This window comes from Phenylobacterium sp. 58.2.17, from assembly GCF_026411515.1.
Lineage (GTDB): Bacteria > Pseudomonadota > Alphaproteobacteria > Caulobacterales > Caulobacteraceae > Phenylobacterium.
The window spans coordinates 43,557-56,096 of sequence record NZ_JAPMTQ010000024.1 but is presented as its reverse complement, the minus strand read 5'-3'; the positions used below and the strand labels follow the sequence as shown (position 1 = coordinate 56,096).

General features: G+C 69.0%; 12 protein-coding genes. 9 read left to right on the top strand and 3 right to left on the bottom strand.

Translation table 11 applies throughout. The features are described 5' to 3' along the window. Both OUA97_RS15065 and OUA97_RS15060 read left to right on the top strand, forming a co-directional pair. A partial coding sequence (locus tag OUA97_RS15065; protein ID WP_267232798.1) for a metal-dependent hydrolase family protein occupies window positions 1-1,347 on the top strand: 1,347 nt, incomplete at its 5' end. A gap of 83 nt (window positions 1,348-1,430) precedes the next feature. Beyond that, window positions 1,431-1,859 (top strand): DUF805 domain-containing protein, encoded by a 429-nt coding sequence (locus OUA97_RS15060; RefSeq protein WP_416362435.1) that lies wholly within the window; start codon window positions 1,431-1,433, stop codon window positions 1,857-1,859. Window positions 1,860-1,902: 43 nt separating this feature from the next. On the opposite strand, the gene OUA97_RS15055 is transcribed toward OUA97_RS15060, so the two are convergent. Continuing rightward, window positions 1,903-2,280 (bottom strand): VOC family protein, encoded by a 378-nt coding sequence (locus OUA97_RS15055; protein ID WP_267232795.1) that lies wholly within the window; start codon window positions 2,278-2,280, stop codon window positions 1,903-1,905. A 63-nt stretch (window positions 2,281-2,343) separates the two neighbouring features. Continuing rightward, window positions 2,344-3,033, bottom strand: coding sequence for a histidine phosphotransferase ChpT (gene chpT, locus OUA97_RS15050; protein ID WP_267232793.1), 690 nt, complete (start codon window positions 3,031-3,033; stop codon window positions 2,344-2,346). Between the two features lie 67 nt (window positions 3,034-3,100). Between chpT and OUA97_RS15045 the strand changes: the two genes are divergently transcribed. Together OUA97_RS15045 and cysQ are read left to right on the top strand one after the other, a co-directional pair. Beyond that, window positions 3,101-3,298 carry a DUF3553 domain-containing protein gene (locus OUA97_RS15045; RefSeq protein WP_267232792.1) on the top strand — a complete coding sequence of 66 codons (198 nt, stop codon included), beginning with the start codon at window positions 3,101-3,103 and terminating at the stop codon, window positions 3,296-3,298. After that, the gene (gene cysQ / locus OUA97_RS15040) at window positions 3,295-4,059 is read left to right on the top strand and encodes a 3'(2'),5'-bisphosphate nucleotidase CysQ (RefSeq protein ID WP_267232791.1); all 765 of its coding nucleotides are present in this window, start codon (window positions 3,295-3,297) and stop codon (window positions 4,057-4,059) included. Before OUA97_RS15045 ends, cysQ begins: the two co-directional genes overlap by 4 nt. Before the next feature lie 62 nt (window positions 4,060-4,121). Here the strand turns inward: cysQ and OUA97_RS15035 are convergent, their stop codons facing one another. Beyond that, the gene (locus OUA97_RS15035) at window positions 4,122-4,292 is read right to left on the bottom strand and encodes a hypothetical protein (RefSeq protein WP_267232790.1); all 171 of its coding nucleotides are present in this window, start codon (window positions 4,290-4,292) and stop codon (window positions 4,122-4,124) included. 217 nt (window positions 4,293-4,509) lie between these two features. On the opposite strand from OUA97_RS15035, the gene OUA97_RS15030 reads away from it, so the two are divergent. The 5 genes from OUA97_RS15030 to OUA97_RS15010 all read left to right on the top strand — a co-directional run bounded on the left by OUA97_RS15030 (window position 4,510) and on the right by OUA97_RS15010 (window position 12,485). Next, a complete protein-coding gene (locus tag OUA97_RS15030; RefSeq protein ID WP_267232789.1) occupies window positions 4,510-6,810 on the top strand; it encodes a TonB-dependent receptor in 2,301 nt (766 codons plus the stop codon). An 89-nt stretch (window positions 6,811-6,899) separates the two neighbouring features. Next, the gene (locus tag OUA97_RS15025; protein WP_267232788.1) at window positions 6,900-7,583 is read left to right on the top strand and encodes a Fe2+-dependent dioxygenase; all 684 of its coding nucleotides are present in this window, start codon (window positions 6,900-6,902) and stop codon (window positions 7,581-7,583) included. A gap of 57 nt (window positions 7,584-7,640) precedes the next feature. Further along, on the top strand, window positions 7,641-8,438 hold the full coding sequence (locus OUA97_RS15020; protein ID WP_267232787.1) for an enoyl-CoA hydratase/isomerase family protein: 798 nt from the start codon (window positions 7,641-7,643) through the stop codon (window positions 8,436-8,438). 45 nt (window positions 8,439-8,483) lie between these two features. After that, window positions 8,484-9,674 carry an acyl-CoA dehydrogenase gene (locus OUA97_RS15015; protein ID WP_267232786.1) on the top strand — a complete coding sequence of 397 codons (1,191 nt, stop codon included), beginning with the start codon at window positions 8,484-8,486 and terminating at the stop codon, window positions 9,672-9,674. Window positions 9,675-9,785: 111 nt separating this feature from the next. Further along, window positions 9,786-12,485 (top strand): PAS domain S-box protein, encoded by a 2,700-nt coding sequence (locus OUA97_RS15010; protein WP_267232785.1) that lies wholly within the window; start codon window positions 9,786-9,788, stop codon window positions 12,483-12,485. Window positions 12,486-12,540: the final 55 nt, after the last annotated feature.

The window sequence follows — 12,540 nt, the reverse complement described above, 5'->3', positions numbered from 1 at the left end:
GCGTTTGTCCATGAAGACGCTCGTCGCCCCCCCCCCCCCCCCCCCCCCCCCCCCCCCCCCCCCCCCCCCCCCCCCCCCCCCCCCCCCCCCCCCCCCCCCCCCCCCCCCCCCCCCCCCCCCCCCCCCCCCCCCCCCCCCCCCCCCCCCCCCCCCTCCACGATCATCATCCGCGGCGGCAAGATCGAAGCTGTCCGCGACGGCTTCGTCGAACCCGAGGCCGGCGCCAAGGTCGTCGACCTGCGCGACCAGTTCGTGCTGCCGGGCCTGATCGACAGCCACGTCCACATCTTCAGCGACGACGACAAGGTCAGGGCGCGCATGCAGGCGGCCAACCGCGATCTCGAGGATGAGATGGTGATCGGCGTCGACAACGCCCGCCGCACCCTGGAGGCCGGCTTCACCACCATCCGCGACGTCGGCAGCGACATCCGCAGCGTCACCGCCCTGCGCGACGGGATCAACGAGGGCCTGCTGACCGGCCCGACGATCCTGGCCGCCGGCCGCCCGATCGCCGTCACCGGCGGCCACGGCGACGGCTCCAACAACCTCAACCGCGACCTGACCGAGGTCGCCCATCGCGAGGGCGACAACGTCTGCAACGGCGTCGACGACTGCCGCCGCGCGGTGCGCGCCCAGATCAGCCAGGGCGCCGACGTGATCAAGTTCACCGCCACCGGCGGGGTGCTGTCGAACGTCGCCGGCGGGCTCGGCGCCCAGATGTTCGACGACGAGATGAAGGCGATCGTCGACACCGCCCACATGTTCGGCCGCAAGGTCGCCGCCCACGCCCACGGCACGGACGGCATGGTCGGGGCGCTGAACGCCGGGGTCGACTCGATCGAGCATGGCACCTTCGGCAACGCCCAGACCGATGCGCTGTTCAAGAAGACCGGCGCCTATTTCGTGCCGACCATGCTGGCCCCGAAGACCGCCCTCGACCAGGCCCGCGCCGGCGCCCGTTCGAAGGCCTCGCTGGAAAAGGCCGAGATCGCGGCCAAGGCGGCGATGGACAACCACAAGCGGGCCATCGCCAACGGCGTGAAGATCGCCTTCGGCACCGACACCGGCGTCTCCGCCCACGGCGACAACGGCAAGGAGTTCGCCCTGATGGTCAGCGTCGGGATGAGCCCGGCCGAGGCGATCAAGGCCGCCACCGTCAACGCCGCCGACCTGCTGGGCCGCTCGGCCAGCATCGGCACCCTGGAAGCCGGCAAGGACGCGGACATCATCGCCGTGGCCAAGAGCCCGCTGGCCGACGTCACCCAGCTGGAGCACCCGACCTTCGTCATGCACCGCGGCGCAGTCGCCTGGGCGGGCGGCCAGCGCGCGCCGTTCCCGCCGAACTAGGCGAGAGCTGCGCCCGCACGCGCGGGAGTTGTCACCTTCCGAAGTTAGGCTAGGGTCACCCTAGCTTAGCTTCGGAGGGCACGATGGACTTGATGTTCCAACCGCTCCGCAAGTACGCGGATTTTACCGGCCGCGCGCGCCGGATGGAGTTCTGGCTTTTCTGGCTGCTGCTGATCGGAATCGAGATCGTGTTCTCGGTCCTCATCGGGATGGTCGGCGGCTCGATGATGGCGCTCAGCGACCCCAGCGTCGGCCTGGCGGCGATGAGCGGACCGGCGATGGGCCTCTGGGCCATCTACGGCCTTATCATGCTCGGACTGCTGATCCCGAGCCTGGCGGTGTCGATCCGCCGGCTGCACGACACCAACCGCAGCGGCTGGTGGATCCTGATCGGACTGATCCCGTTCCTGGGCGCGCTGGTGCTGATCGTCTTCTACCTGCTGGACGGCACGCCGGGCCCCAACAAGTACGGCCCCGATCCGAAGGGACGAGTCTCGGCCGCGGCGGCCTGATCGGCGAACCGGCGGGGCGCGAGCCTCGCCGGACGCCTTTCGGCTAGTGCATGGTCCCGGCGACGATCTCCAGCTTGTTGCCGTCGGGATCGAGCAGCACCGCCCCGTAGTAGTCCGGCGAGATGTCCGGGTGCAGGCCCGCGGCCCGCACGCTGGTCGCCCCGCCGGCCAGCGCCGCGGCGTAAGCCTCGTCCACCGCGAGCCGGGTGGGCGCGGTGAAGGCGATGTGCGTCGCCAGGCCGGCGACCTGCTCGCCCTCTACCGGATAGAGCCAGAACAGCCGGCTTTCGCCGCCAGGGCCATAGGCCAGCTCGCGCTCGGCCGCCCAGGCGTTGGCGCAGCCGAGCGGCGCGAAGAATGCGTCATAGAACATCCGCGCCGCGCCAAGATCGCGCACGCCGACGGAGAGATGGTCGAACATCGAGGAGAGCCCTCCAGTTGGGCCCTCTGAGGTGTGGACGCCGAGGCGCCGCGACAAGCCCGGTCAGGCCGGAACCGTCGCCACGAAGGTGACCTTTTCCTCGCCCACATCGGCGAACACCCGGCCGCCCGCGTCGCCCATGAACAGATGGACGTAGTAGGCCTGGACCCAGTGGCCGTGCAGGCCGTCGCCCAGCCCTTCGCCGCGCAGGCCCGCCAGCACCTCTGGACGCAGACGGGCGCGGGCTCCTACCGCTTCGACGGCGATGGCGATGGTGGCGTCCTGGGCCACGGCCCGGACCTTGGCGATCCCGCCCATCGGCAGCGCCGCGCCGGCCATCTGGGCCAGGTTCATCAGCGCGCGGGCGGCCGGCTTGTTCACGGCCGGCGCCTCGACCTGCCAGTCGAGCGTGGCGCGCATGTGGTTGAAGACGCCCTGGGCCAGCTTTTCCAGCTCGCGCGGATCGAAGGTCTCGGCCGAGGCCGAGGCGCCGAAGGCCACGCGAGTGAAGGACAGCAGGTCGGCCAGCTTGCGCGCTGAACCCGAGATCAGGTTCATCGCGTCGTCCTTCATGTCCTGGGCGCTGGGATCGTCCAGCAGATCCAGGCCCGAAACGATGGCGCTCGCAGGGCTGATGAAGTCGTGACACATCCGCGCGGCCAGGTAGGCGGCCACTTCGGCGGTGCGCGGCGGAGCCTTGGCTTCCGGCGCGGTTTCGGGGTTCGATCGGGGGGTGTCTACGCCGTCCATCATTACGCTCGCGAACTTGTCCTGATTTGGCGCTTTGGCAAACGCGCCGCCGCACTCTAAGGAACCGCCCATGGGCGGTCCCGATCCCTTCCTCGAGCCCGGCGTGCTGGTCATGCACCCGACCCGCGAGGACTGGGGTCTGGGCCAGGTGCAATCGGTCGCGGGACGCAAGGTGACGGTGAATTTCGAGCATGCGGGTAAACAGGTGATCGACAGCGAAGTGATCGCCCTGACGTTCGTGAGCGACGACCCGCGAGGCGCCCGATGAGCGGCGGACGCGACATCGGCGAAGTGCTGGCCGATATCTGCGAGGAAGCCGCGACCATCATCCTGCCGCTTTGGAAATCCGAACTGACCGTCTTCTCAAAGGCGGACGAAAGCCCGGTGACCGAGGCCGACCGACGCGGCGAGGCGCTGATCCTGGAGCGACTGTCGGCCGCCTTTCCCGACATTCCGGTGATTTCGGAAGAAGACGCCAGCGAGTTCGGCACGCCCGACGCGATCGGCCCGCGCTTTTTCCTCGTCGATCCGGTGGACGGCACCAAGGCGTTCGTGCGCGGCGACCCGAACTTCACGGTCAACATCGGCCTGATCGAAAACGGCCGCCCGGTGGCGGGCGCGGTCAACGCCCCGGCGACCGGCGAGACCTGGTTCACCCGGGCGGGTGCGGCGATGAAGCGCACCGCCGGCGCAGCGCCGCACGCGGTGCGCACCCGGCCCTGGCCGCAGGGCGCGGCCGTCGCCCTGATCAGCCACACCATGAAGGAAGAGACCGCCCAGAAGCTGGCCGAGGAGTACGGCTTCGACCTGCGCGAGCCGATGGATTCGTCGATCAAGTTCTGCCGCATCGCCGAGGGCTCGGCCGACATCTACCCGCGCCACGGGCCGACCATGGAGTGGGACATCGCCGCGGGCCACGCGGTGCTGGCCGCAGCCGGCGGCCAAGTGAAGACTCCGGAGGGCGAGGACGTCGCCTATGGCAAGGCCGAGGCCGGATTCCGCAACGGCTGGTTCGTGGCCAAGGGCTAGCCCCGGGCCGCGAACAACGGGGCCAGGACCGGCCCGAACGGAGTCGCTGCCCTTGGCCTCGATCAGGCCGGCTGGGCCGGCGCGGCGCTGACCACGGCCGAGACCGGAAGCCGGCCATAGGGATCGTCGTGGTGCTGGCCGATCGCCACATAGCCGGCGAAGCCGACCGCAAACGCCGCCGCGGCGATCCAGGCGTACGGCCGGACGATCTGGTAGACGCTGAGTTCGGTCACTGGATGTTCCTGTCGAGACCCACGTGGGTGGAACAGCCGAATGGGCGGGCGGTTGCGAGCCTCGCGCGACAAAGTTCGCCGAACCACCGACCAAGCGCCGAATGCGGCGCCGACGACACACCTGTACGTTTTGCGAATAATTCGCATTGCCAGGGAGCCCGCCCCTAACTAATAGCGCCTCGCAGTATCATTCGCACACACGGCCGAGGGGCATTCGGTGACCAATCGACGGACTAACGGCGTTCGCGCCTATGCGCGCAAGGCGCTCACTCCTGCCGCTGTCGCCGGCGTCGCCGGCCTGGCCCTGGCCCCGCAACTGGCCTTCGCCGACGAAGCCGCGGACAACGCCACCGAGGTCTCGGGCGTGCAGGTCGAGGCCCACCAGGCCCCGCGCCCGATGTCGCCCAAGTACACCGCCCAGGTGCTCGACACCCCGCGCAGCGTCACGGTGATCCCGCAGGCGGTCATCACCCAGACCGCCGCCACCTCGCTGACCGACCTGCTGCGCACCTCGCCGGGGATCACCTTCGGCGCCGGCGAAGGCGGCCAGCCGCTGGCCGACCGCCCCTTCATTCGCGGCCAGGCCTCGGGCAACAACATCTTCGTCGACGGCATCCGCGATAGCGGCGGCCAGGTCCGCGAGGTCTTCAACCTGGAGCAGGTCGAGGTCATCAAGGGGCCGGACAGCGCCTATAACGGCCGCGGCTCGGGCGGCGGCTCGATCAACCTGACCACCAAGCGCCCGCGGCTCGAAGAGAACATCGCCGCCAGCGCCGCGGTCGGCACCGACGGCTATCTGCGCGGCGTCGTCGACGCCAACCTGCCGGTGGGCGAGACCAGCGCGGTCCGCTTCAACCTGATGGGCGCCCAGGGCGACGTCCCCGGCCGCGACAGCGTCGACTTCGACGCCTGGGGCGCGGCGATCAGCGGCGCCGTGGGCCTGGGGACCGACACCCGCCTGACGGCCAGCTACTATCACCTGACCCGCAACGACATGCCCGACTACGGCGTGCCGCTGTACACCAAGCTGGGCGGCGCCACCGCGCCGCGGCCGAACGCCAGCGGCGTGCTCGACGTGCCGCGCGACGCCTTCTACGGCCTGAAGGCGCGCGACTTCCAGAAGACGGAAGCCGATATCGTTACCCTGATCGCCGAACACGACGTCAACGAGGCGATCACCTTCCGCAACGCCTTCCGCGTCGGCAAGACCCTGAACGACTACGTGGTCACCAACCCCGGCGACGGCGGCGCCGCCCAGTTCGTGGCCGGCGAGTGGTGGATGAAGCGCGGCACCAAGTCGCGCTGGAACGAGACGTTCACCGTCGCCAACGTCACCGACTTCTACGGCAAGTTCCAAACCGGCGGCATCGAGCACAGCTACGACGTCGGCCTGGAGCTGTCGCGCGAGACCAACAAGAACGCGTCCTACGTGATCTACACCACCGCCGGGTCGGCCTGTCCGACCGGCTTCACCAACAATGCCACCGCCGCCGGCGTCGGCGACTGCACCCGCGTCTACGCGCCGAACCCGAGCGACCCCTGGCAGGGGATCATCGCCCGCCCGACCCCGTCGGTGAACTACACCAACACCATCGGCGTCTACGCCTTCGACACCATGTCGTTCGGCGACAAGTGGCTGCTCAATGTCGGCGTCCGTTTCGACGACTACTCGGTGAAGGGCCGCGACGTGAGCGCGACCAGCGCCGCCGGCGTGATCACCGGCACGACCATCACCCCGCGCAAGGGCGACTGGCAGTTCACCAACTATCAGGTGGGCCTGGTCTACAAGCCGGTGACGAACGGCAGCCTCTATGTCTCGTACGGCACCTCCTCGACCCCGCCGACCATCCAGGGCGGCGACCAGAACACCGGCACCGGCAACGGCATGGGCAACCTGGCCAACGTGCTGCTCGATCCGGAGGAGATCGCCTCGGCCGAAGCCGGCGTGAAGTGGGCGTTCTTCAAGGAGCGCCTGTCGGCCTCGGCGGCGATCTTCCACATGACCCGCGAAAACGCCCAGATACTGATCGCCAACGGCGTCTACGCCCAGGTCGGCGAAACCATGGTCCAGGGCCTGGAGCTCGGCGTCACCGGCCGCGTCACCCCGGCCTGGATGGTGTTCGGCGGCTACACCTACATGGACAGCGAGCTGGTCCGCGGCGCGTACAACGGCGTCAACCAGGGCGACCAGCTGGCCAATACGCCGGAACACACCTTCAGCCTGTTCACCACCTATGACCTCAACGAGTCCTTCAGCTTCGGCGGCGGCGCCTACTACGTCTCCGACAGCTTCGGCGGCAACCAGGGCGGCGCGGGCGGCGGCGGCAACCGCGTCTACGCCCCGGCCTACTGGAAGTTCGACCTCTATGCGGCCTATCGCGTCCGCGAGAACCTGGACCTGCAGCTGAACATCAAGAACGTCGGCGACGAGGAGTACATCGCCCAGACCAACGGCGTGCACCATGCCGACTACGGTCCGGGCCGCCAGGCGATCCTGACGCTCAACTACCGCTTCTAGTCTCTCCACCAGAGATCGGACGCCAAAAGGCCCCGCCCATCCGGCGGGGCCTTTTATCTTCCGGCCATACCGACTTAAGGTCCCGCGCGATGATGCTGCATATCCCCGAGGTGCTGACCAAGGCGCAGGTGGCCGAGCTGCGCCGCGTGATCGACGCCGGCGACTGGGTGGACGGCAACGCCACCTCCGGCACGCAGTCGGCCCTGGCCAAGCGCAACGAGCAACTGCCCGAAGGTTCGGAAGCCGCCCGCTACGCCGGGGAGAAGATCCTCGACGCCCTGTCGCGCAGTCCGCTGTTCGTCACCGCCGCCCTGCCCCAGACCGTGTTTCCGCCGCTGTTCAACCGCTATGGCGGCGGCCAGACCTTCGCCACCCACATCGACAACTCGATCCGCCAGAGCCGCGACGGGAGCGTGCGCATCCGCAGCGACCTGTCGGCGACGCTCTTTCTGACCGAGCCTGAGGACTATGACGGCGGCGAACTGCTGGTCGAGGACACCTACGGCGTCCATGAGGTGAAGCTGCCGGCCGGCGACATGATCCTCTATCCGGCCTCCAGCCTGCATCAGGTGACCCCGGTCACCCGCGGGGCGCGGACCTCAAGCTTCTTCTGGATCCAGAGCATGATCCGCGACGACGCGCGCCGCGCGCTGCTGTTCCAGATGGACATCGCCATCCAGCAGCTGTCGCTGAAGGTCGGGGCCGGCGCACCCGAGCTGGTCTCGCTGACCGGGACCTATCACAACCTGCTGCGGATGTGGGCGGAGGTCTGAGGACTTGCCTTTGCCGTGAGCCGCCGGGAAGGTGCGCTCCGCATGGAGGGAGCCCCAATGGCCTACGAGACGATCACCTACGAGACCCGCGGCCAGATCGGGATTCTCACCCTAAACCGTCCCGACAAACTCAACGCCATCTCGGCCGAGCTGCGGCGCGACCTTGAGGCGGGGTTGGTCGCGGCGCAGGGCGACGACGCCGTCCGCGCCCTGGTGCTGACCGGGGCCGGGCGCGGCTTCTGTTCAGGCGCCGACCTGACCGGGCCGGCTCCTGAGCGCGACGGGCCGCCGTCGCAGAGCGAGCGGCTGGACGAAGAGGCCTGGATGGGGCGTTGGGCGCGCCTGCTGCGCGACTTCGACAAGCCGCTGATCGGCGCGATCAACGGCGTCTGCGCCGGAGCCGGCATGGCCTGGGCCCTGGCCTGCGACGTGCGCATCGGCTCGGAGCACGCGCGGTTCAAGACCACCTTCGCCGAGCGGGCGATCTCGCCGGACTCCGGCCTGTCGTTCCTGCTGCCGAGGATCGTCGGCTATGCCAGCGCCGCCGACCTGATCTTCACCAGCCGCATGGTGCTGGCCGACGAAGCGCTGAAGCTCGGCCTGCTCAACCGCCTCACGGCGCACGATACGCTGCTGGACGAGGCGATCGCCTACGGGGAACAGATGGCCCAGTGGCCGCCCCTGGCCATCCGGATGGCCAAGCGCGTGCTGCAAACCAACATGGAGTCCGACTTCGTCAGCGCCGTGAAGTACGAGTCCGTCGGCCTGGCCCACGCCCGCCGCGCCGTGAACGACGTCAAGGAGTCGGCTGCCTCGTTCCGCGAGAAGCGCAAAGGCGTCTACACGGGCACGTAAAATGAGGCCATAAGGCGCGCAACAGTTCCATTGGGAGACCGCGCCATGGCCCTCGACACCAGCGACCAGCAAAAGACCTTCAACTGGGAAGATCCGCTGGACCTGGCCTCGCGCCTCACCGAGGACGAGCGGATGGTGTGGGAGAGCGCCCGCGCCTACGCCCGCGAAAAGCTGCTGCCGCGCGTGGTCTCGGCCTTCGCCGAGGAGCGCTTCGACCGCGAAATCATGACCGAGATGGGGGCGCTGGGCTTCCTCGGCGCGACCCTGCCCGAGCAGTATGGCGGCGCCGGCGTCAGCCACGTCGCCTACGGCCTGATCGCCCGCGAGATCGAGGCGATCGACTCCGGCTACCGCTCGGCGATGAGCGTGCAGTCCTCGCTGGTCATGTACCCGATCTACGCCTTCGGCTCGGAAGAGCAGAAGATGAAGTACCTGCCCGGCATGGCCCGCGGCGAGATCGTCGGCTGCTTCGGCCTGACCGAGGCCGACGGCGGCTCCGACCCGGCCTCGATGCGCACGGTGGCGAAGAAGGTCGACGGCGGCTACGTGCTGAACGGCGCCAAGATGTGGATCACCAACGCCCCGATCAGCGACGTCTGCCTGGTCTGGGCGAAGCTGGACGGCGTGATCCGCGGCTTCCTGGTCGACCGCGGCTCCAAGGGTCTCGAGACCCCGAAGATCCTCAACAAGCTGTCGCTGCGCGCCTCGATCACCGGCGAGATCTCGCTTTCGGACGTGTTCGTGCCGGAAGATCAGATGCTGCCCAATGTCAGCGGCCTGCGTGGTCCGTTCTCGTGCCTGAACAAGGCCCGCTACGGCATCAGCTGGGGCGCGATGGGCGCGGCCGAGTTCTGCCTGCACGCCTCCAGAGAATACACCCTGACCCGCAAGGTGTTCGGCAAGCCGCTGGCCGCCCGCCAACTGGTCCAGAAGAAACTGGCCGACATGCAGACCGAGATCGCGCTGGGCTTCGAGGGCGCGCTGGCGCTCGGCCGCCTGCTCGACCAGGGCGCCTGGGTCCCGGAAGCCATCAGCCTGATGAAGCGCAACAACTGCGGCAAGGCCCTGGCCATCGCCCGCGAGGCCCGCGACATCCACGGCGGCAACGGCATTTCCGGCGACTATCACGTGATGCGCCACGCCGCGAACCTGGAGACCGTGAACACCTACGAAGGCGCCCACGACGTCCACGCCCTGATCCTCGGCCGGGCGATCACTGGCGAGAACGCCTTCTAGTTTTTCGCGCCGGAGTTTCACCCCACAACCGTCGCGTTTAAAAAATGCAGGTCCAAACGTTACGTTTACCGACCTGCGTTACCTTGCCAGCCGAACAAAGGGGCGGGGGCGATGGCCGCAAGGCGGACACCGCAGGAATCGGCGGCGATCATCGAGTGGCTGTTCGAGAACAGCCGCGAGGTGATGTTCGTCATCGGCGCGGACAAGAGGTTCAAGCTGGTCAATCCCACCTTCGAGCGGGAGACCGGCTGGGCTGAGGCCGAGGTCGTCGGCCAGTACGCGCGCGACTTCATCCATCCCGGCGAGAACGCCAGCGTCGAGTCGCACCTGCAGCGCCTGAAGGAGCACGGCTTCAGCGACCACGCCTCGCGCATTCGCGCCAAGGACGGCGGCTGGCGTTGGTTCGAGGGCCGCGCCCAGCTGCTGCCCAACGGCGAGATGATCGGGGTCGTGCACAACGCCACCCGTGAGCGCGAGCGGGACGCGCGCCTGGTCGCCGCCGAACGCACCGGCCAGCTGCTGTCGCAGGCGGCCGGCATCGGCACCTGGTCCTACGAGCCTGAGCACGACCGGATCGAATGGTCGCAGGACATCCTCAATCTCACCGGCTATCGCGACGACGAGATCGACGACATCGACAAGGTCGGAGCCGTGCTGCACCCCGACGAGGCCGCCGCCATCCGCACCGCCGTCATGGAGGGCATTCTCTACGGCAAGGCCGGATCGCTTGAGCACCGCCTGAAGGACAAGACGGGCGGCTGGTCGCACTGGCGCAACACCTTCCGCACCGAGCCGCGTCCGGGCGGCGAACACGCCCTGCGCGGGGTGATGCAGGACATCACCGAGCTGGTGCAGGCCCGCGACGGCGCCGTCCGTGGCCAGCAGCAGATGCTGCAGCTGATCGAGAGCTCGCCCTTCGCGGTGGCGATGTTCGACCGCCGGCTGCGCTATCTGGTGATGAGCGGCGCCTGGCGCGAAATGTTCACCCGCCAAGGCAAGGAGCAGATCGGGCTGACCCTGGCCCAGTCCTTCCCGCGCGCGCCCAAGCGCCTGGTGAGCGCCATGCAGCGCGCCCTGGACGGCGACGTGACCAGCCGTAACGAAGACCGGATCAACGACATCGACGGCGCGCGCCGCTGGGTTCGCTGGCAGACGCGGCCCTGGCGCGACGCCAAGGGCCGGGTGCAGGGCGTGGTCTGCTATGTCGACGACATCACCCCGCTGGCCCAGGCGCGCCGCGAGGCCGAGGTCAACGCCCGGCGCCTGAAGCTGGCGCTGAACGCCGCCGACGCCGGTGTCTATGAGATCGACCACGTCCAGAAGACATTCTGGGCCAGCCCCGAGTTCGAGCGGATGCTGGGCAAGGGCATCAAGGGCTACGAAGAAGCCCAGACCCTGCAGTTCCCACGCTTCCACCCGGACGACCTGGACCATGTCCGCAAGGCGTTCCGCGACATCCGCGACGGCGACAGGGCGCCGGGCGAAGCATTCGAGGCCCGCGCCATCGGCCCGTCGGGCGAGGCGCGCTGGATCCGCGTCTTCCACCAACTGTCGACCGATCGCCAGGGCCGCAGGCTGAAGGGCGTGGGCCTGGTCCAGGACTTCGACCAGCGCAAGCGCCAGGAGCTGGACCTGATCGCCGCACAGCGCGCCGCCCAGGCGGCCGGCGAGGCCAAGGCCGCCTTCCTGGCCAATATGAGTCACGAGATCCGCACGCCGATGAACGGCGTCATGGGCGTGCTGCACCTGCTGAAATCCGAGACCCTCTCCGACGAGGGCCGGCGAATGCTGGAGGAGGCGCTGTCCTGCGGCCAGATGTTGGCCGAGCTGCTCAACGACGTCATCGACTTCTCGAAGATCGAGGCCGGACGGCTGGAGATGTCGCCCGAGGCGCTCGACCCCCGCGCCCTGATCGAGGGCGTGGCGCGACTGCTGCGGCCCCAGGCCGAGGCCAAGCACCTGAAGCTGGTGGTCGACGTCGATCCGGCGGTCGGCTGGGTGGTGTCCGATCCGGTGCGGCTGCGCCAGGCGCTGTTCAACCTGGTCGGCAACGCGGTGAAGTTCACCCTGAAGGGCCAGATCACGATCCGCGCCCGCCTGCGGCCGGGGCCGGTCACCCAGATGCTGCGGCTAGAGATCGCCGACACCGGCGTCGGCATCCCTGAGGCCGTGCAGCCGCGGATCTTCCAGCGTTTCGACCAGGGCGACGCCTCGACCACCCGCAAGTTCGGCGGCTCGGGCCTGGGCCTGTCGATCACCCAGAAGCTGGCTCAGATGATGGGCGGCGGGGTCGGCTTCGCCTCGACCGAGGGGGTCGGCTCGGTGTTCTGGCTGGAGATTTCGGCCGCGCCCTCCGAGGCCGCAGTCGCCGCCGAGGATAGCAGCCACGACTGGCTCAACGGCCTGCGGGTGCTGGTGGTCGAGGACAACCCGACCAACCGCATGATCGCCACCAAGCTGCTCGAGAAATTGGGCGCGGTGGTCGAAACCGCCGCCGACGGCTATCTCGGCGTCGAGGCGGCCGGCCGCAGGGCCTTCGACCTGATCCTGATGGACGTGCAGATGCCCGGCATCGACGGGCTGGAGGCCGCGCGCCGCATTCGCGCGATCGGCGGCCCGGTTGCCGCCACCCCGATCGTCGCCCTCACCGCCAACGTCCTGGCGCACCAGCGCGCCGCCTATCTGGAAGCCGGCATGGACGGCGTGGTCGGCAAGCCGATCTCCCCGGCCGCCCTGCTCGCCGAGATCGCCCGGCTGGCCGAACGCGAAGGTGGCGAGACGTCCGGCGAAACCTCCACCGCGGTGGCCTGACGCGTCGTCAGGGCGGCGATCGCCGCTTCCCACACCGGCGTTCTCCGAGTTAGAC